Genomic DNA, 21,300 nt, shown 5'->3' with positions numbered 1-21,300 from the left:
GCGGCCCTGAAAAGAGGGACTGCTTTGCAGTCCAACGGGAGCAAGCTCCCTCGCCACAGGTCAGGACGCCAGACTCTTGCGAAACCGCATCAGCGCAATCGCAAAGAACACCAGCCCGATGGCGGTCAGTGCCAGCAAGTCCGGCCAGACCACGCTCAGCCCGGCGTCGCGAAACAGAATCGCGGCGCTCAAGCTGACAAAGTGCGTCGATGGCGAACCCTGCATCACCCATTGCAGCCACTGCGGCATGCTGTCGAGCGGCGTGCTGCCGCCCGATAGCAGCAACATCGGGATGATCACCGGGATGGCCAGCAAACCGAACTGCGGCGTCGAGCGGGCCAGGGTCGCGAGAAAGATTCCCAGCGCCGTACTGGCGAACAGATAAACCGCCGTCACCAGCAAAAACAAGGTCATCGAGCCGGCCAGCGGCACGCCCAGCGCGCCTTTGACGATCACTTCCAGCGAAATCCAGGTGCACAGCACCACCACCAGCATGTTGCTCCAGATTTTTGCCAGCATGATTTCCAGTGCGGTCAATGGCAGCACCAGCAAATGGTCGAGGGTGCCGTGTTCACGCTCTCGCAGCAGCGCGGTGCCGGTGAGGATGATGGCGAGAATGGTGATGTTGTTGACGATCTGGATCACCGCCAGAAACCAGCCACCTTCCAGATTTGGATTGAACAGCGAGCGCGTGGTCAGCAGCGCCGGCGCTTTGCTGGCGGGATCATTCTGGCCGCTGTAGTTCAGCAGCTCGCGCTGGAAAATCCGCCCGATGTAACCCGCGCCCATGAACGCCTGGCTCATGGCCGTGGCGTCAACATTGACCTGCACCGCCGGTTGGCGACCGGCCAGCAAATCGGTCTGGAAATTCACCGGCACATTGATCACAAACGTGTACTGGCCGCTGTCCATGACTTGATCCAGTTGCTCATAAGGCAGCAGCACCGGACGCTGGAATTCCGGTGGTTGCAGGGCCTGGGTCAATTCCCGTGAGAGGTGACTGCGGTCTTCGTCTACCACGGCCACGCTGGCGTTGTGCACGCCGATGACCGAGCCGGCGGCCGGCATGTAGATCGCCACGGTAAAGGCGTAGAACAGAAACAGCAGCAACACGCTGTCGTGGCGCAGGCTGGTCAGTTCCTTGAGGCCGAGTCGCAAGATATGCGCAAGCTTGTGCATCAGGCCTCCTGCTTTTTCAGCATGACCAGGCTGAGCCCGGTGAATCCGAGGAAGAACCCGAACAGCGCCAGGCATTGCGGCCATAGCTGTCGCAGGTCCAGCGCTTTGGTGAACGTGCCGACGGCGATATCGAGGAAATACCCCGCCGGAAACAGCATCCCCATGACCGAAGCCGCGCCTTCGAGGGAGGAGCGCGGCACGATCAGCCCGGAAAACTGGATGGTCGGCAGGCTGGTGATGATCATGGTGCCGAGGATCGCGGCGATCTGGGTTCGGGTGAACGCCGAAATCAGCAGGCCCATGCTGGTGGTGGCCAGTACGTAGAGCAATCCGCCGAAGGCCAGGGTCAGGCCGCTGCCCTTGAACGGCACGCCAAACAGCCAGCGGTTCATGGCCACCAGCACCGCCAGGTTGATCAGGCTGATCGCCAGATAGGGCGCCTGTTTACCCAGCAGGAATTCCAGTCGGGTCAGGGGCGTGGCGTAGAAGTTGGTGATCGACCCCAACTCCTTCTCGCGCACGATCCCCAGCGCCGTGAGCATGGCCGGGATGAAGGCGAGAATCAGCGCCATCACCCCGGGGCCGATGGCGTTGACGCTGACCACGTCCTGGTTGTAGCGGAACCGGGTTTCCAGTTTGGCCGCTGCGGGTCGGTTGCGCGCGGGGCTGCTCTGTTCGGCCAGTTGCTCAAGGTTGGCTTGATGCACTGCTTCCACGTAATTGCGGCTGGTCTCGGCCCGAAACGGCATGCCGCCATCCAGCCAGGCGGCGACGGTGGGTTGGCGCCCGGCGTACAGGTCGCGGCCAAAGCCTGGCGGGATCTCCAGCGCCAGTTTGATTTCCGAGCGTTGAAGGCGTCGATGCAATTCTTTGCTGTCGCGGATCGGTGATTGTTCGGCGAAATAGCGAGAACTGCGGAACGCTTCCAGATACGTGCGGCTTTGGGGCGTCTGGTCCTGGTCGAACACGGCGAAGGCGAGTTTTTCCACGTCCAGGGAAATGCCGTAGCCGAAGATCACCATCATGAAAATCGCCCCCAGCAGGGCGAACGCCATCCGCACTTTGTCGCGCAGCAATTCCTTGCCTTCACGACTGGCCACGGCTACCAGGCGGCCGACGCTGAAACCACGTTCTTTCATTGGCGTTGTCGGTGCGACTGGCGTGTCGGCGGGCACTTGCGGCGTCGGTGCTTCGCTAGCGCCCTGGGCCTGCTCCAGGCAGGTGACAAACGCCGCTTCCAGGGTGTCGCCCTTGAACTGCTGTTGCAGCGCCGCCGGGGTATCGCAGGCCAGTACTTTGCCGGCGTGCATCAGCGAAATGCGGTCGCAGCGCTGGGCTTCGTTCATGAAATGGGTGGACAGGAAAATCGTCACGCCTTGCTCGCGGGACAACTCGATCAGCAGCCGCCAGAAGTCATCCCGCGCCGCCGGGTCGACGCCGGAAGTCGGTTCATCGAGGATCAGCACTTCCGGGCGATGCAACACCGCCACGGCCAGGGACAATCGTTGGCGCAAACCCAGGGGCAGGGCGCCGGACTGTTGATCGGCCACGTTGACCAGATTGAAGCGCTGGATCAGTTCGTCGATGCGTTGGGCGCTGTCGGCCTTGGGCAAATCGAACAGGCGCGCGTGCAAGTCGAGGTTTTGCCGCACGCTGAGTTCGCCATACAGCGAGAAACTCTGGGACATGAAACCGACGCGCTTGCGCGTGGCCAGGTCCTTGGCGTTCACCGCGTTGCCCAGCAATGTGGCGCTGCCCTCACTGGCCGGCATCAGCCCGGTAAGGACTTTCATGGTGGTGGTTTTGCCACAGCCGTTGGAACCGAGAAAACCGAAAATCTCCCCGCGACCGATGGCGAAGCTGACCTTGTCCACGGCGGTGAAATCGCCGAAGCGCAAGGTCAGGTCGTGGGCTTCGATGGCGATGTCAGTGTTGGCGCCGGTGCGGGGTGGAATCACCAGTGGCTGATTGTCGTGGCCACTGTCGCCCTGAAAGTGGGTGAAGGCTTCATCGAGTTTGCCGCTGGCAGTCGCGGCGGCCAATTCGCTGCTCAGACCGGTGGCGATCAGCTTGCCGCCGTCGAGCATCAGGCAATGTTCGAATTGCTCGGCCTCTTCCATGTACGCGGTGGCGACCAGCAGCGTCAGTTGCGGGCGTTGGCCGCGCACATCATCTACCAGCTCCCAGAAGCGCCGTCGGGACAAGGGATCGACGCCGGTGGTGGGTTCGTCGAGGATCAACAGGTCCGGTTCGTGGATCAGCGCGCAACAGAGCCCGAGTTTCTGCTTCATGCCACCGGAGAGCTTGCCGGCCGGGCGGTCCGCGAAGCGCAGCAGGTCGGTGGCCAACAACAGGCTGTGCATGCGCTGGTCGCATTCGGCTTTCGACAGGCCGAACAGGGTGGCGAAAAAGTGGATGTTCTCGCTGATCGACAATTCGGGATACAGGTTGCCGCCCAGGCCTTGCGGCATGAAGGCGATGCGTGGGTAGAGGCTGTTGCGATGGCGACGGTCCTGGATCGAGCCGCCCAGCACTTCCAGCTGACCTTGTTGCAGGGTTTTCACCCCGGCGATCAGGCCCAGCAAACTCGACTTGCCGGCGCCGTCCGGGCCAATCAACCCGCAGCGCGTGCCGGCGGGCAGGCTGAAGGTGATGTCGGCCAGGGCCTGCTGTTTGCCGTAACGGTGGTTGATGCCGGTCGCTTGCAGCGCCAGGTCGGTCATTGCAGGTTGGCCGGCCAGCTAATCGGCGCGGTGCGCACATAACCGGCGCCGGGCATGCCCGGCTTGGCCTGGGGCAGGGCGCTCGGGTCGGTCAGCCGCAGTTTGACGCGGAACACCAGTTTCTGGCGTTCGTCACGGGTTTCGACTTCTCTGGGCGTGAACTGTGATTTGCCGGCGACGAAAGTGATTTTGGCTGGCACCGGGTGGTCGGGCAGGGCGTCGAGCAGGATGCGCGCGTCATCGCCAACGGCCACGCGCCCGGTGACGGAGGCCGGGAGGTAGAGGTTCATGTATTGGTCGCTCGGATCAATCAGCAGCAGCACTCGTCCGCCGGCGCCGAGCACTTCGCCCGGTTCGGCCATGCGCAACTGGATCACCCCGTCTATGGACGCCCGCAAGCTGCTGTCATCTATTTCGCTGGTCAGCATCGCGACCTGGGCCTGGGCCGCGCCAATCGCGGCGCCGACCGCCGACACCTGGGCGCGGGACGCGGCGACTGCCGCACTGCCGGTGTCCAGGCGTGCCTGTTGTTGATCGATGATCTGGCCGCTGACGAAACCGTGCTTGAACAGTTCCTGGGAACGCTTGAGTTCTTGTTGGGCGAGCAGTTGTTCGCTCTGGCGCAATTGCACGTTGGCCTGGGCCGCGGCGAGGTTTTCCCGGGCGCGCAGCACCTCGGCTTCGGCCTGATTGCGCTGGGCTTCGAGGGTGCGGGTGTCCATGCGGGCCAGCAGTTGGCCCTTGGTGACTTTATCGCCCTCATCGACGAGCACCTCGGCCAAGCGCCCGGGTGTTTTGCTGGCGATCTGCACTTCTGTGGCTTCGAGGCGACCGTTGCCGACATACAAGCCTTCGGGCAGACGGTCATGCATCGACTTCCAGTAACCGAACCCTCCGGCGGCCAGCAGTAAAACCATCAAGGAACTGGCGAAAAAAATCGAAGAGCGACTGTGCGTAGACATGCGGGCATCCTGCGGCTGTAACGTCCTAGTCTGGCTGATCGAGCGCCGAAGCGGCTTGATGCCAGTCAACTAAGGCGCAAGCCTAACCCCATTGAGCAGGGAAAAGAGGATGACCGGGCAGTTCTGCTTTATTTAACGCAAGCCGAGTACCGCAGCCCATTGTTCGGCGGTGACGGGCATCACCGACAGTCGGGTGCCTTTCTGCACCAGCGGCATCTCGGCCAGCGCCGTCTGCTGCTTCAGATAATCCAGCTTCAGCACTTTGGCAAACGTCTCGACATGCGCGACATCAATCGCGCTCCACGCGTTTTTCTCCGGGGTGGCCTTCGGATCGTAGTAATGACTCTGCGGCTCAAGGGCCGTCGGGTCCGGGTACGCCGCTTCGACAATCTGGCCGATCCCGGCAATCCCCGGCTCCGGGCAACTGGAGTGATAGAAGAAGAACTCGTCACCCACCGCCATCGCCCGCAGGAAATTGCGCGCCTGGTAGTTGCGAACCCCGTCCCAGCGCGCTTTGCCAAGCTTCTCAAGGTCTTTGATCGAGAGCTCGTCGGGCTCGGATTTCATCAGCCAATAGGCCATGGTTTTTGCTCCTTGCGAGAGGGGTGGGCAAGTTGTCGGGCAATTTTATGACAAACCGACAGTCGGTTGACGCCAGTGTTTGCGTGTCGGTTCACGTTGTCGCAAAATGCCGGCCTTCTAAGCTTTACGCTGCTGCACGGCCTACAACGGAAACCGCTGCTGTCATCGTGTTGATATGCCTTTGGGGGGCAATCGATGAAACGCAAACCGGATTTACTATGGATTTTGGTTATTTTGTTCGGCCTCGGCGTCGTGACCACTGGCTACGCCCAAAGCCTATGGAACAACAAGACCGACGCACCGATCGAAATCGCGCAGCAACAACAGCCGTCGGCCTTCAAGCGCTGATCTCTGTCTTTCGGACGCCGCACCCGCAGCAGCAAAGCTTGCTCGCGATGACGGCGTCACCTTCAACATCCATGTGCCTGTAGGACCGCTATCGCGAGCAAGCTTTGCTCCTACAGTGCGGCGCCTGCGAAATACCACGCCTTGTCTGTCACCGTTCCTTGCAACGGCACATCCCAGCTCGCTTGAGCCAATCGTTCGACCTTCTGACATTCATGGGCCAGCCCCAGCAGCGTCGGCTTGCGCCAGGTTTTGCGCCGCGCCAGATACGCCAGGCTGCGGTCATAGAAGCCGCCGCCCATGCCCAGGCGTCCGCCGACATCGTCAAATCCAACCAATGGCAACAACACTAAATCAAGCGCCCAGACTTTGCGTTGCCGGGCGAGGTTGTGCCTTGGTTCCAGAATACGGAAACGGTTGGGTTTCAATTTGTCGCCGGGGCGAACGCGCTGGAACACCATTTTGGTTCGCGGCCAGGCGCTGAGCACCGGCAGATACGTCGCCTTGCCCCGACGTTGAGCGGCACGCAGCAAAACACGCGGATCGATTTCACCGTCTGTAGGCAGATAAAGAGAGATATGTCTGGCGCGGCGAAACAGCGGGTGCTGGGCCAATTGCTTGTACAGCCCGCGAGCGGCCTGGCGCTGCTGACTGGGTGTCAGTGCGCGGCGGGCCTTGCGCAGCATGCGTCGAAGTTGCGGGCGGGGAAGCAGCGCAGGTTCGTTCATGAATTAGGCTTCGGCAGGGCGGGTACACAAAGCGTACCCGTAAAAAAGCCGATGCCGGTAATTAAACCGGCATCGGACTGGAATCAGGCTCCCCGGATGAACCGCTGCTGACTTAGCCCTTGAACCCGAAAGTTCAAGGTGGAAGAAGCAGTAGGCTTTAAGGCTTTCCGTCTAGCGGACATGCACACCAGCCCAACGTGCAACTTCCAGGGTAGTGCGAATCGGCTCAGGGACATCGTCAACTGGCAAGCACCCCAGGGAGTGATGCGAGTATACCCCAAGCGATTCCACGAATCAGCCCTTGGTGACGTCCGGATCAGTTGCCAGCACCAGATCGACGCGATCCAGCAGGTCGCGAACCTGCTCGCGGGTCGAACCGCTGGCCTGTACGTCCGGGCGTTCTTCCTTGTGCAGCAGGTCGTGGGTGATGTTCAGCGCGGCCATCACGGCGATGCGGTCGGCGCCGATGACTTTGCCGCTGCTGCGGATTTCGCGCATCTTGCCGTCCAGGTAGCGGGCGGCACTCACCAGGTTGCTGCGCTCTTCCTGGGGGCAGATGATCGAATATTCTTTATCGAGGATCTGCACGGTAACGCTATTGCTTGAACTCATGAGTCTTGCTCCAGGGCCTTGAGGCGCGAAATCATCGATTCGACCTTACGCCGGGCGATTTCGTTTTTTTCAATGAGGTGAGCGCGTTCCTCGCGCCAGGTCTTTTCCTGAGCTAATAGGAGTCCATTTTGGCTCTTTAGTTGCTCGACTCGGCTAATTAGCAACTCGAGTCTTGCCATCAGCGCTTGCAGATCGGTGTCTTCCATTGTGTCCACTGAATATGTGTCTGATGGGTGGCAGGCTCTGTAGGAAACTGCCGACGCGTCGGGCGCGCCTAGTTTCGTACAGCTCCAGGCTGGCGGACAGCCTTTAATAGTCTTGGCGAGTCTGTCGATGTAGGATACAAGGCCTTCATTCTAGACATAGCGCCGTCTGGCGCCTAGCTGCCCATGCCCATTCAGAATTCCCCGTACCAAGCCTTCGCCACCCTGCTGACTTCCAGCGGCCATAACGTCTCGCCTGCCGAACTGCATGGCCTGTTGCTCGGCCGCAGTTGCGCCGGTGCCGGCTTCGAAGCCGACAGCTGGCTGGCCGATGCCGCCGAGCTGCTTGAAGGCGAGCCACAAGACAACGTTCGCAATGCCCTGATCGGCCTGCAAGAGATGGTCAAGGGCGAGCTGACCGGCGACGACATGACCGTTGTCCTGCTGCTGCCCACCGACGACGCCCCGCTGGCCGACCGCGCCGCTGCGCTGGGCCAATGGTGCCAGGGCTTCCTGACCGGCTTCGGTCTGACCCGTCGTGAATATGCCCTGACCACCGAAGCGACCGAAGTGTTGCAGGATCTGGCCGCCATCGCCCAGGTGCAAGACGCCCTGGAAGAGTCTGACGACGGCGAAAGCGATTACATGGAAGTGATGGAGTACCTGCGCGTGGCTCCGTTGCTGCTGTTCACGGAAACCAAGAAAACCGACGAAGCCGCCGCCAAACCGTCGTTGCATTAATCGCCTGCCAGGGAACGCCATCTGCCCATGATTCATATCCCGAAATCGGAATACAGCCGTCGCCGCAAGGCCTTGATGGCGCAGATGGAACCCAACAGCATCGCGATCCTGCCCGCCGCCGCAGTGGCCATTCGCAACCGCGACGTTGAGCATGTCTATCGCCAGGACAGCGATTTCCAGTACCTCAGCGGTTTCCCCGAGCCCCAAGCCGTCATTGTCTTGATGCCCGGCCGTGAGCACGGCGAATACCTGCTGTTTTGCCGGGAGCGCAACGTCGAGCGGGAGCTGTGGGACGGCCTGCGCGCCGGGCAGGAAGGCGCGATCCGCGACTTCGGCGCCGATGACGCCTTCCCCATCACTGACATCGACGACATCCTGCCGGGCCTGATCGAAGGGCGTGACCGGGTGTATTCGGCCATGGGCAGCAACCCTGAATTCGACCGGCACCTGATGGACTGGATCAACGTGATCCGCTCTAAAGCGCACCTTGGCGCCCAGCCACCGAACGAATTCGTTGCCCTGGATCATCTGCTGCACGACATGCGCCTGTATAAATCGGCGGCAGAAGTGAAGGTGATGCGCGAGGCCGCACGGATTTCCGCACAGGCGCATATCCGCGCGATGCAGGCCAGCCGCGCCGGTTTGCACGAGTTCAGCCTCGAAGCCGAGCTTGATTACGAGTTCCGCAAGGGCGGGGCGAAGATGCCGGCGTACGGCTCGATCGTCGCCGCCGGGCGCAACAGCTGCATCCTGCATTACCAGCAGAATGACGCCGTGCTCAAGGACGGCGACCTGGTGCTGATCGACGCCGGTTGCGAGATCGACTGCTACGCCAGCGACATCACCCGCACCTGGCCGGTCAACGGCAAGTATTCAGCGGAACAGAAGGCGATCTACGAGTTGGTGCTGGCTTCGCAAGAAGCGGCGTTCGCCGAGATTGCCCCGAACAAGCATTGGAATCAGGCCCACGAAGCCACGGTCCGGGTCATTACGACCGGGCTGGTGAAACTGGGGCTGTTGCAGGGCGACGTCGACGAGTTGATCGCCAGCGAAGCCTATAAAGCTTTCTATATGCACCGCGCCGGCCACTGGCTGGGCATGGATGTGCATGACGTCGGCGAGTACAAGGTCGGCGGCGAGTGGCGCGTGCTGGAGGTCGGCATGGCGCTGACCGTGGAGCCGGGGATCTACATCGCCCCGGACAACCCGAACGTGGCAAAGAAATGGCGTGGCATTGGCGTGCGCATCGAGGACGACGTGGTAGTGACCAAGACCGGTTGTGAAATCCTGACCCAAGGCGTGCCGAAAACGGTCGCTGAAATCGAGGCCTTGATGGCCCAAGCACGGGCACACGCGGCATGAGTCGAGTCAATCTGGCAATCATCGGTGGCGGCCTGGTCGGCGCGAGTCTGGCGTTGGCCTTGCAGGCCGGGGCCAAGGCGCGCGGCTGGAAGATCGTGCTGATCGAACCGTTCGCCCCCGGTGACACCTATCAACCGAGCTACGACGCCCGTTCTTCGGCGCTGTCCTACGGCGCCCGGCAGATTTATCAACGGCTGGGCGTGTGGCAGGAAATCTCCCGCCGCGCCGAGCCGATCAAGCAGATTCACGTGTCCGACCGTGGGCGTTTCTCCACGGCGCGACTGTCGGCGATGGAAGAGGGCGTTCCGGCCCTCGGCTATGTGGTGGAAAACGCCTGGCTCGGCCAATGCCTCTGGCAAGGCCTGGACAAGGACGTGGTCAGCTGGCGTTGCCCGGCGGAAGTCACCCGCATGGAACCGCTGACCGACGGCTATCGCCTGACCCTCAACGACGAAACCACCCTGGAATGCGACCTCGCGGTACTCGCCGATGGCGGCCGCTCCGGCCTGCGCGAGCAACTGGGGATCGGCATCAAGACGCGCCCGTATAACCAGAGTGCGCTGATCGCCAACATTACCCCGAGCGAAGCCCATAACGGCATGGCGTTCGAGCGTTTCACCGACGAAGGCCCGATGGCCTTGTTGCCGTTGCCGGATAATCGCTGCGCCTTGGTCTGGACCCGTCTGGGCATGGACGCGCAACGATTGGCCGCCCTCGATGAAAAGAGTTTCCTCAGCGAGTTGCAAGGCGTGTTCGGTTATCGCCTCGGTACCTTGAAGCAGGTTGGCGCGCGGCATTTGTACCCGCTGACCTTGATCGAGGCCGAAGAGCAGGTGCGCCCGCATCTGGCGATTCTCGGCAACGCCGCCCACAGCCTGCACCCGATTGCCGGCCAGGGTTTCAACCTGTCGTTGCGCGATGCCCAGGCCCTGGCCGATGCATTGCTGGCCAGCGAAACCGGGCCCGGCGACTTCGCGACCTTGCAGGCTTATCGCGAACGCCAGCGCATGGACCAGAACCTCACCGTCGGTTTCTCCGACCAGGTCACCCGCTTGTTTGGCAGCACTCAGCCACTGGTGTCCCTGGGCCGCAACATTGGCTTGCTTGGCCTTGATCTGTTGCCGCCGGCCAAACGCTGGTTCGCCCGGCAGGCCATGGGTTTGGGTACTCGCCCGGATGCTTGAGTGGCTGACTGCAACATTCGGCAAGGCGCGGTTGATGCGCTGGGTCATGACGTTTTACCCGCCGTATCTCGGCGCCGGGGTACGGGTTCGGCACATCAGCGATGACTTCCGGGACATCAAGGTGTCGATGGGTCTGGGCTGGTACAACCGCAATTACGTCGGCACCCAGTTCGGTGGCAGCCTGTATTCGATGGTCGATCCGTTCTACATGCTGATGCTGATGGAAAACCTCGGGCGTCAATACATCGTCTGGGACAAAGCCGCCGACATCGATTTCATTGCGCCGGGCAAAGGCCCGGTGTTCGCTCGTTTCAACATCGACGAGACCTTGCTCGACGAGATCCGCCGGCAGACGGCGAGTGGCGAAAAATACCTGCCGCAGTTGCAGGTCGATATTCACGACGGCGCCGGCACCTTGGTGGCGCGGGTCGAAAAAACCCTTTACGTGCGGCTCAAGCCGCAAGCGAGACAGGCTTAAAGCATGGACATGCGCGCAGATCTGCTGATTGTCGGGGCCGGAATGGTCGGCAGCGCCCTGGCGCTGGCGTTACAGGACAGCGGGCTGGAAGTCCTGCTGCTGGACGGCAGCCCGATGAGCGTCAAACCCTTCGATGGTCAGGCACCGTTCGAACCGCGAGTGAGCGCCTTGTCGGCCGCCAGTCAGCGAATTCTTGAACGCCTCGGCGTCTGGGACGGCATCGCCAATCGGCGCAGCAGCCCCTACACCGACATGCACGTCTGGGACGGCAGCGGCACCGGACAGATCCACTTCTCGGCCACCAGTGTGCATGCCGAGGTGCTCGGCCATATCGTCGAGAACCGCGTGGTGCAGGACGCCTTGCTCGACCGCTTGCACGACTGCGACCTCGGGATGCTGGCCAATGCGCGCCTGGAGCAGATGCGTCGCTCCGGCGATGACTGGCTGCTGACCCTGGCCGATGGCCGCACCTTGCGTGCGCCGTTGGTGATCGCGGCGGATGGCGCCAATTCGGCCGTGCGCCGGTTGACCGGTGTCGCCACCCGGGAGTGGGATTATCTGCATCACGCCATCGTGACCAGCGTGCGCAGTTCCAAAGCGCATCAGATGACCGCTTGGCAGCGTTTTACCGATAACGGTCCGCTGGCGTTTTTGCCGCTGGAGCGGGACGGTCAGCAGGATTGGTGTTCGATCGTCTGGTCGACCACGCCGAGCGAAGCCGAACGCTTGATGGCGTTGGATGACGAAGGTTTCTGTCGTGAACTGGAACGGGCCTTCGAGGGGCGTTTGGGCACGGTGCTCAGCGCCGATCCGCGCCTGTGCGTGCCGCTGCGTCAGCGCCATGCCAAGCGTTATGTGGCCGAAGGCCTGGCGCTGATCGGCGATGCGGCGCACACCATTCACCCGCTGGCCGGGCAGGGCGTGAACCTGGGCTTCCTCGATGCGGCGGTGCTGGCTGAAGTGCTGTTGCAAGCGGCGCAACGCGGCGAGCGCCTGGCGGATGTGAAAGTCCTCAGCCGCTACGAGCGCCGGCGCATGCCGCACAACCTGGCGTTGATGGCGGCGATGGAAGGCTTTGAACGGTTGTTCCAGGCTAATCCGCTGCCGGTGCGCTGGTTGCGCAATGCCGGGTTGAAAATGGTCGAGCAGATGCCGGAGGCCAAGGCGTTGTTTGTGCGTGAGGCGCTGGGGTTGACCGGGGATTTGCCGGCGCTCGCCAAGGCCTGACATCTTCGTCGAGGCTGATGGCCTCTTCGCGGGCAAGCCTCGCTCCTACAAGGGCAACGCATTCCCCTGTAGGAGCGAGGCTTGCCCGCGAAGGCGTCGGCACATCCACCGCACATTTCAAACTGTGCAACATCTGGTAACTCCTCCGCAAAGTGTTCGATTGAGCTGGCAAATGTGAGTCCTTATCATTTGGCCTCATTTTTCAATCGAGAGACCGCTCCCATGTTGGCATCCAAGCGTCTATTGACCGCGCTGGCCCTGACCCTGATCGGCAGCACCGCCGCCCAGGCCGCCGACGAGGTGGTGGTCTACTCCTCGCGCATCGACGAACTGATCAAGCCTGTGTTCGATGCCTACACCGCGAAAACCGGTGTGCAGGTGAAGTTCATCACCGACAAGGAAGCGCCGCTGATGCAGCGCATCAAGGCCGAGGGCGAAAACGCCACCGCCGACCTGCTGCTCACCGTCGATGCCGGCAACCTCTGGCAGGCCGAGCAGATGGGCATTCTCCAGCCCTTCACCTCGAAAACCATCGACGCCAACATCCCGCTGCAATATCGCTCCTCGGCCCACGCCTGGACCGGCCTGAGCCTGCGGGCGCGGACCATCGCTTACTCCACCGACCGAGTGAAGCCGGGTGAACTGACCACGTACGAAGGCCTGGCCGACAAGAACTGGGAAGGTCGCCTGTGCCTGCGCACGGCGAAGAAGGTCTACAACCAGTCACTGACCGCCACCATGATCGAAGTCCACGGCGCCGATAAAACCGAGCAGATCCTCAAGGGCTGGGTGAGCAACCTGTCCACCGACGTGTTCTCCGACGACATCGCGGTGCTGGAGGCGATCAACGCCGGCCAGTGCGACGTCGGCATCGTCAACACCTACTACTACGGTCGCTTGCACAAGCAGAAACCGGACCTGGCGGTGAAGCTGTTCTGGCCGAACCAGGGCGACCGTGGCGTGCACGTCAACCTGTCGGGCATCGGCCTGACCAAGCATGCGCCGCACCCGGAAGCAGCCAAGGCCCTGGTCGAGTGGATGACCACGCCTGAGGCGCAGAAGATCTTTGCGGATGTTAACCAGGAATTCCCGGCCAACCCTGCCGTTGCACCTTCTGCGGAAGTGGCAAGTTGGGGCACGTTTGTTGCCGATACCTTGCCGGTGGAAATCGCTGGCAAGCGTCAGGCTGAAGCGATTCGCATGATGGATCGGGCGGGTTGGAACTGAGTCTGTGGCGAGGGGGCTTGCCCCCGTTCGAGCGCGAAGCGGTCGCAATTTGGCGTGTAGGGTTTGTCTGAAAAAATGCAGGGGGCTGCTTCGCAGCCCAACGGGGGCAAGCCCCCTCGCCACAGAGAGACCGGCGTTAAGCTAGCGTCGCTCAACACCTTCTAGAGAACGCCCTTGGCCCACCCCGCCCAACGCCGCTGGTACCCCCTGGTCTTCGCCATCGCTGCGCTGGTCCTGCTGCCCCTGAGCGTGCTGTTTTTCTCCTGGCAAACCATCGATCAACAGATCTGGTCCCACCTCTGGGACACGCAGATGCCACGTCTGTTGGGCAACACCCTGACCCTGGTCGTCGGTGTCGGCATCGGCGTGACGCTGTTGGGCGTGAGCCTGGCTTGGCTCACCAGTCTTTGCGAATTCCCCGGCCGACGTTGGCTGGACTGGGCGCTGATGCTGCCCTTTGCGATTCCCGCCTATGTGCTGGCGTTCGTCTTCGTCGGTCTGCTGGACTTCGCCGGCCCGGTGCAAACCCTGCTGCGGGAATGGTTCGGCAGCGGGCTGCGCTTGCCGAGAGTGCGCTCCACCGGCGGGGTGATCCTGGTGCTGGTGCTGGTGTTTTATCCCTACGTTTACCTGCTGGCCCGCACCGCGTTCCTCGCCCAGGGCAAAGGCTTGATGGAGGCTGCCCGGGTCCTCGGGCAATCGCCGTGGCAAGCGTTCTGGCGTGTGGCATTGCCGATGGCGCGTCCGGCCATTGGTGCCGGCGTGGCGTTGGCGTTGATGGAAACCCTGGCGGATTTCGGCGCGGTGTCAGTGTTCAACTTCGACACCTTCACCACCGCCATCTACAAGACCTGGTACGGCTTCTTCAGCCTGTCGACCGCCGCGCAACTGGCCAGCCTGTTGCTGCTGGTGGTGATGGTGGTGCTGTACGGCGAGCGTCGCGCCCGAGGCGCCAATCGGGCGAGCAACGAGCGACCGCGGGTCAAGGCGCTGTATCACCTGCGCGGCTCCAAGGCGTTGGCGGCAACGGCTTGGTGCGGGTTGGTGTTCGCCTGCGCCTTCGTCATTCCAATGCTCCAACTGGTGGTGTGGTTCTGGCAGCGCGGGCGCTTCGATCTGGATGAGCGCTACGCCGGCCTGATCGTCCACACCCTGTACCTGGGCGGCATGGCGGCGCTGATCACGGTTAGCGTGGCGTTGCTGCTGGCGTTTGCCCGACGCCTGGCGCCAACCCGGGCGATCCGCTCCGGCGTCAGCCTGGCCAACCTCGGCTACGCCTTGCCCGGCTCGGTGCTGGCGGTGTCGATCATGCTGGCGTTCAGTTACCTGGACCGCGAACTGGTCGTACCGCTGTGGGGCAAACCGTTGCTGTTGGGCAGTCTGTCGGCACTGATCCTGGCTTATCTGGTGCGTTTCATCGCGGTGGCTTACGGACCACTGGAAAGCAGCCTGGCGCGAATACGGCCTTCTTTGCCCGAAGCAGCACGTAGCCTTGGGGTCAGTGGGCCACGACTGTTTTTCAAAGTGTATCTGCCACTTTTGCTGCCGGGCACGTTGAGCGCGGCGTTGCTGGTGTTTGTCGATGTGCTCAAGGAAATGCCGGCGACCCTGCTGATGCGCCCGTTTGGCTGGGACACGCTGGCCGTGCGCATCTTTGAAATGACCAGCGAAGGCGAGTGGGCGAGGGCCTCGTTGCCGGCGCTGACCCTGGTTTTGGTCGGGCTGTTACCGGTCATCGGATTGATTCGACGTTCGGCGCATCGAAACGCCTAGGTGCCAGTCCTACACCATGCGGCTACAATGCGCGGCATTCGGTACGGTCCGTCTGACAGACCAGGTAGCTGAAATCGGCTGTAGGCCTTCTATTTCAAGGCTTTCAGCTGTAAGCGCCTGTCCGCACCTTCGCCACGCCCGGAAGGAGAAACCCATGGGACAGCGTACGCCTCTGTATGACCTTCATCTCGCCCTCGGCGCGAAGATGGTCGATTTTGGCGGTTGGGATATGCCACTGCATTACGGCTCGCAGGTCGAGGAACACCATCAGGTGCGCCGCGATTGCGGGGTTTTCGATGTATCCCACATGACCGTGATCGATGTCGACGGCCCCCAGGCCAAGGCCTGGCTCCAGCAGTTGCTGGCCAATGACGTCGAACGCCTGCACAGCCCCGGCCGTGCCTTGTACAGCACCATGCTCAACGAGCGTGGCGGCATCGTCGATGACATGCTCGTCTACCGTCTCGAAGACGGTTATCGCCTGGTGGTCAACGCTTCCACCCGGGATCAGGACCTGGCCTGGATGCAAGCCCATGTCGGCGCCTTCAAGGTCCAGCTCCACGAGCGTTCCGAGTTGGCGATGCTGGCGATTCAAGGTCCCCAGGCCCGGCACAAGATTGCCGAGCTGGTCACGCAGTCTCGCGGCAATCTCATTCAAATTCTCAAGCCTTTCGAAGGCCGGTCCGACGGTGACTGGTTTATCGCCCGCACCGGTTACACCGGCGAAGACGGGTTGGAAATCGTGTTGCCCGCTGATCAGGCACCCGGATTCTTCAACGATCTGGTCGGCGCGGGCATCTCGCCCATCGGACTTGGCGCCCGCGACACCTTGCGGGTCGAGGCCGGGATGAACCTCTACGGCCAGGACATTCATCAAGACGTCTCGCCGCTGGCCTCTAATATGGCCTGGAGCATTGCCTGGGAACCGGCCACCCGCCAGTTCATCGGTCGCGCTGCCCTGGAAGCCGAAAAGGCCAACGGCGTGCAGCACAAACTGGTCGGTCTGGTGCTTGAAGAGCGCGGGGTTTTGCGCGCCCATCAAGTGGTCCGTATCGCCAATGTTGGCGAAGGGGAGATCACCAGTGGTAGTTTCTCTCCTACGCTTAGCAAGTCGATTGCACTGGCGCGCGTGCCGATGGCGACCGCCGACCGCGCAGAAGTGGAAATCCGTGGCAAGTGGTACCCGGTCCGAGTGGTCAAACCGACCTTCGTACGCCATGGCAAAACCTTGATTTAAACTTTTCTGGCGGGCATCGACCGCTGACATTCTTCTTGAGGACACTGAACATGAGCGATATCCCTGCCGGCCTGCGTTTCGCCGAAAGTCACGAATGGGCGCGTCTGGAAGCCGATGGCACCGTCACCGTAGGCATCAGCGATCACGCTCAGGAAGCCTTGGGCGACGTGGTGTTCGTTGAGCTGACCGAAGTGGGCAAAGAGTTCGCTGCCGGCGATCAAGCCGGAGTGGTCGAGTCGGTTAAAGCCGCTTCCGACATCTACTCCCCGATTTCCGGTGAAGTGATCGCGATCAACGAAGAGCTGGGTGGTTCGCCTGAACTGCTCAACACCGACCCGTACGGTGCGTGGATCTTCAAGCTCAAGCCAAGCGACAAGGCTGAGCTGGACAAGCTGCTCGACGCGGCCGGTTACAAAGCCGCAATCGGCGAATAATCTTCGCCCCTGTAGGAGCAAGGCTTGCCCGCGATGGCGTCCTCGAAAACGCCATCGCGGGCAAGCCATGCTCCTACAAGGAACGATTCAAGGCTTCAGTACGGCTTTGACCGCTGCGACTGAACGCTCGACATCCGTCTTGTTCATGGTGGTAAACATCGGCAATGACACGATCAAACGGCCGACACGCTCTGCCACCGGGAACATCCCCTCCTTGAAACCGCGTTCGCGGTAAAGACTCAGCAAGTGAATCGGCGGGTAGTGATAACCGATGCCGACGCCCAATCCCTGCATCTGTTCCATAAACATCGCCCGTGGCTTGCGCTCCGGCAACACCAGCTGAAACAGATGCCAGTTGCTGTTCTCGAAATCCGCCGGCGGCAGTTGTGCCCCGTACTGCGCTTCGAAATCCGCGCCGAAACACGTGAAGTAGTGCCGCGCCAGCTCACGTCGATGCGCCGTGATCGCTTCAATGTGGGCAAATTGCCCCAGGCCAATGGCCGCCGCGACGTCGGTCATATTGAACTTGCCGCCCAGCACATCCACATCCAGGCCATCGAAGCCAGTGCGGGTGACGCCCTGCAGACGGTACTTCTCCGCCAGTCGCACCTCTTCAGGCGTGTTCAGCACCAGGCAACCGCCCTCCGAGCAGGTGACGTTCTTGTTCGCCTGGAAACTGAACGACACGAAATCGCCGGTAGCGCCGATGCGCTGGCCGTTCCAGCTCGAACCCAGGGCTTGCGCCGCGTCTTCGACAATTCGTAAGCCGTGTTTTTGCGCGATGGCATACAGCCGAGTCATGTCCAGAGGCAACCCGGCGAGGTACACCGGAATGATCGCCTTGGTGCGTGGCGTGATCGCCGCTTCCAGTTGATCGAGGTCGATGTTGCGGGTCACTGGGTCGATGTCGGCAAACACCGGGGTGGCGCCCACTTCCGGAATCACGTTGGCGGTGGCGACCCAGGAAATCGGCGTGGTGATCACTTCATCCCCCGGCCCGACGCCGGCAATGCGCAACGCAATCTCCATCGTGCAGGTGCCGGAGTTGAAGGTGCGCACCGTGCGCCCGCCAAAGAACGCCGACAGTTGCGCTTCAAAGGCCTGGACCTTGGGGCCGCTGGTGATCCAGCCCGAGCGCAGTACATCGCCGACCGCGGCAATGGTGGCTTCATCGATGACCGGTTTGGAAAATGGCAAAAACGGCAATTGGCTCATAAGCGATAGACACCCGATAGCGGACGTTAAGTAGGCGCCGAACATGATGATCGGGATTGGCCGAAGGCGCTACGCCATCCGCTCGGGTATCGACTGCTATGCTGGTTTGACCGTGTTGCATCGACGCCGAGCGCCAGTCAAGAGAGAGCCCGTCATGTCCCAGTTGCCGTCCTTGAGCCAGTTACGCGACCCCAATGCCTTCCTGCGCCGCCATCTGGGGCCCGACGCCGCCGAGCAGCAGGCGATGCTCGACAGCCTCGGTGTTGGCAGCCGGGTCGAGCTGATTGAGCAGACCGTGCCGCCGGGCATTCGCCTCAACCGTGAACTGGACTTGCCGCCGGCCCTCGATGAAGAAGCCGCGCTGGCCAAGCTGCGCGGCTATGCCGAACAGAACCAGGTCTGGACCAGCCTGATCGGCATGGGCTACCACGGCACCCTCACGCCGACGGTGATCCTGCGCAACGTGCTGGAAAATCCCGGCTGGTACACCGCCTACACGCCGTATCAACCGGAGATTGCCCAGGGCCGGCTCGAAGCACTGCTCAATTTCCAGCAACTGACCATCGACCTCACGGGTCTGGAACTGGCCAACGCTTCGCTGCTGGATGAGGCTACGGCTGCGGCGGAAGCCATGGCGCTGGCCAAGCGCGTCGCCAAGTCCAAGAGCAATCTGTTTTTCGTCGACGAGAACTGTCATCCGCAGACCATTTCTGTGGTCCAGACCCGGGCCGAGGGCTTCGGTTTCGAGCTGATCATCGACGCTGTGGATAACTTGAAACAGCATCAAGTGTTCGGTGCGTTGCTGCAGTACCCCGACACCCACGGCGAGATCCGCGATTTGCGGCCGCTGATCGATCATCTGCATGCCCAGCAAGCCTTGGCCTGCGTCGCGGCGGATCTGCTGAGCCTGTTGCTGCTGACGCCACCGGGGGAGTTGGGGGCTGATGTGGTGTTCGGTTCATCGCAGCGTTTCGGCGTACCGATGGGCTACGGCGGACCCCACGCGGCGTTTTTCGCCAGTCGCGACGAGTACAAACGGGCGATTCCCGGACGGATCATCGGTGTGTCGAAAGATGCCCGTGGCAACGTCGCCTTGCGCATGGCCCTGCAAACCCGCGAGCAACATATCCGTAGGGAGAAGGCCAACTCGAACATTTGCACCGCCCAGGTGCTGCTGGCCAATATCGCGAGTTTCTACGCGGTCTATCACGGGCCGGAAGGGTTGAAACGGATCGCCCAGCGTGTGCATCGGCTGACCTGCATCCTCGCGACCGGCCTGGAGCGGCACGGTATTACTCGGCTCAACCAACAGTTCTTCGACACCCTGACCCTCGAAGTCGGCGGCACCCAAACGGCGATCATTGAAAGCGCCCAGGCCGCACAAATCAATTTGCGCATTCTCGGGCGCGGGCAATTGGGCTTGAGCCTGGATGAAACCTGCGATGAAAGCACCGTGGCGAAATTGTTCGATGTGTTCCTCGGTGCCGATCATGGGCTCAACGTCGAGGAACTGGACGCTGAAACCCTGGCCTGCGGGATTCCTGATGGATTATTGCGAACCACGCCTTACCTGCGTCACCCGGTGTTCAGCGCCCATCACAGCGAAACCGAAATGCTGCGCTACCTCAAGCAACTGGAGAACAAGGACCTGGCGCTGAACCAGTCGATGATCCCGCTGGGCTCCTGCACCATGAAGCTCAACGCCACCAGCGAGATGATCCCGATCACCTGGCCGCAATTCGCCAATCTGCATCCGTTCGTACCCAAGGAACAAGCCGTTGGTTATGGGCTGATGATCGAGGAACTGGAGCGCTGGCTCTGCGCGATCACCGGTTTCGATGCGATCTGCATGCAGCCCAACTCTGGCGCCCAGGGCGAGTACGCCGGGTTGCTGGCGATCCGCAAATACCACGAGAACCGGCATCAGGGTGGCCGAGACATTTGCCTGATCCCATCCTCGGCCCACGGCACCAACCCGGCCTCGGCGCAAATGGCCGGGATGCGCGTGGTGATCGTCGAGTGCGACGAGGCGGGCAACGTCGATCTGGACGACCTGAAGGACAAAGCCTCGGCGGCGGGGGACAAGCTCGCGGCCCTGATGGCGACGTATCCTTCAACCCACGGCGTGTACGAGGAAGGCATCAGCGAAATCTGCGAAGTTATCCACAGCCACGGCGGCCAGGTCTACATGGATGGCGCCAACCTCAACGCTCAAGTTGGCTTGGCGCGGCCAGCGGACATTGGCGCCGACGTTTCCCACATGAACCTGCACAAAACCTTCTGCATTCCCCACGGTGGCGGCGGGCCGGGGATGGGGCCGATTGGTGTGCGGGCACATCTGGCGCCGTTCGTGGCCAATCACCCGGTGGTGCCGATCGACGGCCCGCAACCGCAGAACGGTGCCGTCAGCGCCGCGCCTTGGGGCAGTGCAAGCATTTTGCCGATCAGTTGGATGTATATCGCGATGATGGGGCCGCAACTGGCGGACGCCAGTGAGGTGGCGATCCTGGCGGCGAATTACCTGGCGCAGCATTTGTCCGGCGCCTTCCCGGTGCTCTACACCGGGCGTAACGAGCGCGTGGCCCACGAATGCATCCTCGATCTGCGGCCGCTCAAGGCACTGACCGGGATCAGCGAAGAAGACGTGGCCAAGCGCCTGATGGACTACGGCTTCCATGCGCCGACCATGTCCTTCCCGGTGCCGGGGACGTTGATGGTCGAGCCGACCGAGAGCGAATCCAAGGCCGAGCTGGACCGATTTATCGGGGCGATGCTGAGCATCCGTGCGGAAATCACCGAAGTGCAAAGCGGGAACTGGGACCCGGAAGACAATCCTCTGAAACGCTCGCCCCACACCCTGGCTGACATCACCGGCGTGTGGGAGCGGCCTTACAGCATCGAGCAAGCGGTGACACCGGATGCGCACACCAAGGCCCATAAGTATTGGCCGGCGGTGAACCGCGTCGATAACGTCTACGGTGACCGCAATCTGTTTTGCGCGTGTGTCCCGGTGGACGATTACCGATGAGAAGACCAAAAGATCGCAGCATTCGGCAACTCGTACAGGAAGATGCGTTTCCATAGAGCT

The 21,300-nt window shown here is 61.9% G+C and carries 19 protein-coding genes and 1 other RNA gene; 11 read left to right on the top strand and 9 right to left on the bottom strand.

Annotated features, from left to right (window positions below):
* Positions 1-60: 60 nt before the first annotated feature.
* The 4 genes from ACY4LX_RS32325 to ACY4LX_RS32310 all read right to left on the bottom strand — a co-directional run bounded on the left by ACY4LX_RS32325 (position 61) and on the right by ACY4LX_RS32310 (position 5,446).
* A complete protein-coding gene (locus ACY4LX_RS32325) occupies positions 61-1,179 on the bottom strand; it encodes an ABC transporter permease (protein ID WP_149660226.1) in 1,119 nt (372 codons plus the stop codon).
* Positions 1,179-3,902, bottom strand: a complete 2,724-nt coding sequence (rbbA, locus tag ACY4LX_RS32320) for a ribosome-associated ATPase/putative transporter RbbA (protein WP_149660227.1) — start codon at positions 3,900-3,902, stop codon at positions 1,179-1,181. The genes ACY4LX_RS32325 and rbbA overlap by 1 nt, the downstream gene beginning before the upstream one ends.
* On the bottom strand, positions 3,899-4,864 hold the full coding sequence (locus ACY4LX_RS32315) for an HlyD family secretion protein (RefSeq protein WP_463258799.1): 966 nt from the start codon (positions 4,862-4,864) through the stop codon (positions 3,899-3,901). Before ACY4LX_RS32315 ends, rbbA begins: the two co-directional genes overlap by 4 nt.
* Positions 4,865-4,996: 132 nt before the next feature.
* A complete protein-coding gene (locus ACY4LX_RS32310; protein ID WP_463258798.1) occupies positions 4,997-5,446 on the bottom strand; it encodes an EVE domain-containing protein in 450 nt (149 codons plus the stop codon).
* Between the two features lie 195 nt (positions 5,447-5,641).
* Here ACY4LX_RS32310 and ACY4LX_RS32305 point away from each other — a divergent pair, with 195 nt between their 5' ends.
* Entirely contained in the window at positions 5,642-5,794 is a 153-nt protein-coding gene (locus ACY4LX_RS32305; protein ID WP_007942433.1) for a hypothetical protein, read from the top strand.
* A 110-nt stretch (positions 5,795-5,904) separates the two neighbouring features.
* On the opposite strand, the gene ACY4LX_RS32300 is transcribed toward ACY4LX_RS32305, so the two are convergent.
* From ACY4LX_RS32300 to ACY4LX_RS32285, 4 genes are all read right to left on the bottom strand, one after another.
* A complete protein-coding gene (locus ACY4LX_RS32300) occupies positions 5,905-6,519 on the bottom strand; it encodes a 5-formyltetrahydrofolate cyclo-ligase (RefSeq protein WP_149660230.1) in 615 nt (204 codons plus the stop codon).
* An 85-nt stretch (positions 6,520-6,604) separates the two neighbouring features.
* Positions 6,605-6,783: non-coding RNA, 6S RNA (gene ssrS, locus ACY4LX_RS32295), on the bottom strand.
* Positions 6,784-6,813: 30 nt separating this feature from the next.
* The gene (locus ACY4LX_RS32290) at positions 6,814-7,131 is read right to left on the bottom strand and encodes a cell division protein ZapA (protein ID WP_007942435.1); all 318 of its coding nucleotides are present in this window, start codon (positions 7,129-7,131) and stop codon (positions 6,814-6,816) included.
* Positions 7,128-7,337, bottom strand: a complete 210-nt coding sequence (locus ACY4LX_RS32285; protein ID WP_007942437.1) for a TIGR02449 family protein — start codon at positions 7,335-7,337, stop codon at positions 7,128-7,130. Before ACY4LX_RS32285 ends, ACY4LX_RS32290 begins: the two co-directional genes overlap by 4 nt.
* A 183-nt stretch (positions 7,338-7,520) precedes the next feature.
* On the opposite strand from ACY4LX_RS32285, the gene ACY4LX_RS32280 reads away from it, so the two are divergent.
* The 9 genes from ACY4LX_RS32280 to gcvH all read left to right on the top strand — a co-directional run bounded on the left by ACY4LX_RS32280 (position 7,521) and on the right by gcvH (position 16,997).
* Complete coding sequence (locus ACY4LX_RS32280; protein WP_149660231.1) at positions 7,521-8,075, top strand: YecA/YgfB family protein; 555 nt, start codon at positions 7,521-7,523, stop codon at positions 8,073-8,075.
* 27 nt (positions 8,076-8,102) lie between these two features.
* Positions 8,103-9,437: a Xaa-Pro aminopeptidase gene (gene pepP / locus ACY4LX_RS32275; protein WP_149660232.1), complete on the top strand. Its 1,335-nt coding sequence runs from the start codon at positions 8,103-8,105 to the stop codon at positions 9,435-9,437.
* The gene (gene ubiH / locus ACY4LX_RS32270; protein ID WP_149660233.1) at positions 9,434-10,621 is read left to right on the top strand and encodes a 2-octaprenyl-6-methoxyphenyl hydroxylase; all 1,188 of its coding nucleotides are present in this window, start codon (positions 9,434-9,436) and stop codon (positions 10,619-10,621) included. The genes pepP and ubiH overlap by 4 nt, the downstream gene beginning before the upstream one ends.
* On the top strand, positions 10,614-11,099 hold the full coding sequence (locus tag ACY4LX_RS32265) for a DUF4442 domain-containing protein (protein ID WP_149660234.1): 486 nt from the start codon (positions 10,614-10,616) through the stop codon (positions 11,097-11,099). Before ubiH ends, ACY4LX_RS32265 begins: the two co-directional genes overlap by 8 nt.
* A gap of 9 nt (positions 11,100-11,108) precedes the next feature.
* Positions 11,109-12,326 (top strand): 2-octaprenyl-3-methyl-6-methoxy-1,4-benzoquinol hydroxylase, encoded by a 1,218-nt coding sequence (locus tag ACY4LX_RS32260; protein WP_463260659.1) that lies wholly within the window; start codon positions 11,109-11,111, stop codon positions 12,324-12,326.
* 222 nt (positions 12,327-12,548) lie between these two features.
* Positions 12,549-13,553 (top strand): extracellular solute-binding protein, encoded by a 1,005-nt coding sequence (locus ACY4LX_RS32255; RefSeq protein WP_463258797.1) that lies wholly within the window; start codon positions 12,549-12,551, stop codon positions 13,551-13,553.
* A gap of 174 nt (positions 13,554-13,727) precedes the next feature.
* Complete coding sequence (locus ACY4LX_RS32250) at positions 13,728-15,326, top strand: ABC transporter permease (protein WP_149660236.1); 1,599 nt, start codon at positions 13,728-13,730, stop codon at positions 15,324-15,326.
* Positions 15,327-15,480: 154 nt separating this feature from the next.
* Entirely contained in the window at positions 15,481-16,563 is a 1,083-nt protein-coding gene (gcvT, locus tag ACY4LX_RS32245; RefSeq protein ID WP_149660237.1) for a glycine cleavage system aminomethyltransferase GcvT, read from the top strand.
* Between the two features lie 50 nt (positions 16,564-16,613).
* Positions 16,614-16,997, top strand: a complete 384-nt coding sequence (gcvH, locus tag ACY4LX_RS32240; RefSeq protein WP_149660238.1) for a glycine cleavage system protein GcvH — start codon at positions 16,614-16,616, stop codon at positions 16,995-16,997.
* Positions 16,998-17,084: 87 nt separating this feature from the next.
* Here the strand turns inward: gcvH and ACY4LX_RS32235 are convergent, their stop codons facing one another.
* Entirely contained in the window at positions 17,085-18,212 is a 1,128-nt protein-coding gene (locus ACY4LX_RS32235) for a DegT/DnrJ/EryC1/StrS family aminotransferase (protein ID WP_463258796.1), read from the bottom strand.
* 154 nt (positions 18,213-18,366) lie between these two features.
* Here ACY4LX_RS32235 and gcvP point away from each other — a divergent pair, with 154 nt between their 5' ends.
* A complete protein-coding gene (gene gcvP, locus ACY4LX_RS32230; protein ID WP_463258795.1) occupies positions 18,367-21,240 on the top strand; it encodes an aminomethyl-transferring glycine dehydrogenase in 2,874 nt (957 codons plus the stop codon).
* Positions 21,241-21,300 lie beyond the last annotated feature (60 nt).

This window comes from Pseudomonas sp. Emmai, assembly GCF_055179735.1.
This window is presented reverse-complemented; position numbering and strand designations above follow the sequence as displayed.

What these genes read in the sequence shown, in the direction of transcription:
- ACY4LX_RS32325 (WP_149660226.1), bottom strand. Translation starts at nt 1,179, where the DNA reads ATGCACAAGCTTGCGCATATCTTGCGACTCGGCCTCAAGGAACTGACC.
- rbbA (WP_149660227.1), bottom strand. Translation starts at nt 3,902, where the DNA reads ATGACCGACCTGGCGCTGCAAGCGACCGGCATCAACCACCGTTACGGC.
- ACY4LX_RS32315 (WP_463258799.1), bottom strand. Translation starts at nt 4,864, where the DNA reads ATGTCTACGCACAGTCGCTCTTCGATTTTTTTCGCCAGTTCCTTGATG.
- ACY4LX_RS32310 (WP_463258798.1), bottom strand. Translation starts at nt 5,446, where the DNA reads ATGGCCTATTGGCTGATGAAATCCGAGCCCGACGAGCTCTCGATCAAA.
- ACY4LX_RS32305 (WP_007942433.1), top strand. Translation starts at nt 5,642, where the DNA reads ATGAAACGCAAACCGGATTTACTATGGATTTTGGTTATTTTGTTCGGC.
- ACY4LX_RS32300 (WP_149660230.1), bottom strand. Translation starts at nt 6,519, where the DNA reads ATGAACGAACCTGCGCTGCTTCCCCGCCCGCAACTTCGACGCATGCTG.
- ACY4LX_RS32290 (WP_007942435.1), bottom strand. Translation starts at nt 7,131, where the DNA reads ATGAGTTCAAGCAATAGCGTTACCGTGCAGATCCTCGATAAAGAATAT.
- ACY4LX_RS32285 (WP_007942437.1), bottom strand. Translation starts at nt 7,337, where the DNA reads ATGGAAGACACCGATCTGCAAGCGCTGATGGCAAGACTCGAGTTGCTA.
- ACY4LX_RS32280 (WP_149660231.1), top strand. Translation starts at nt 7,521, where the DNA reads ATGCCCATTCAGAATTCCCCGTACCAAGCCTTCGCCACCCTGCTGACT.
- pepP (WP_149660232.1), top strand. Translation starts at nt 8,103, where the DNA reads ATGATTCATATCCCGAAATCGGAATACAGCCGTCGCCGCAAGGCCTTG.
- ubiH (WP_149660233.1), top strand. Translation starts at nt 9,434, where the DNA reads ATGAGTCGAGTCAATCTGGCAATCATCGGTGGCGGCCTGGTCGGCGCG.
- ACY4LX_RS32265 (WP_149660234.1), top strand. Translation starts at nt 10,614, where the DNA reads ATGCTTGAGTGGCTGACTGCAACATTCGGCAAGGCGCGGTTGATGCGC.
- ACY4LX_RS32260 (WP_463260659.1), top strand. Translation starts at nt 11,109, where the DNA reads ATGCGCGCAGATCTGCTGATTGTCGGGGCCGGAATGGTCGGCAGCGCC.
- ACY4LX_RS32255 (WP_463258797.1), top strand. Translation starts at nt 12,549, where the DNA reads ATGTTGGCATCCAAGCGTCTATTGACCGCGCTGGCCCTGACCCTGATC.
- gcvT (WP_149660237.1), top strand. Translation starts at nt 15,481, where the DNA reads ATGGGACAGCGTACGCCTCTGTATGACCTTCATCTCGCCCTCGGCGCG.
- gcvH (WP_149660238.1), top strand. Translation starts at nt 16,614, where the DNA reads ATGAGCGATATCCCTGCCGGCCTGCGTTTCGCCGAAAGTCACGAATGG.
- ACY4LX_RS32235 (WP_463258796.1), bottom strand. Translation starts at nt 18,212, where the DNA reads ATGAGCCAATTGCCGTTTTTGCCATTTTCCAAACCGGTCATCGATGAA.
- gcvP (WP_463258795.1), top strand. Translation starts at nt 18,367, where the DNA reads ATGTCCCAGTTGCCGTCCTTGAGCCAGTTACGCGACCCCAATGCCTTC.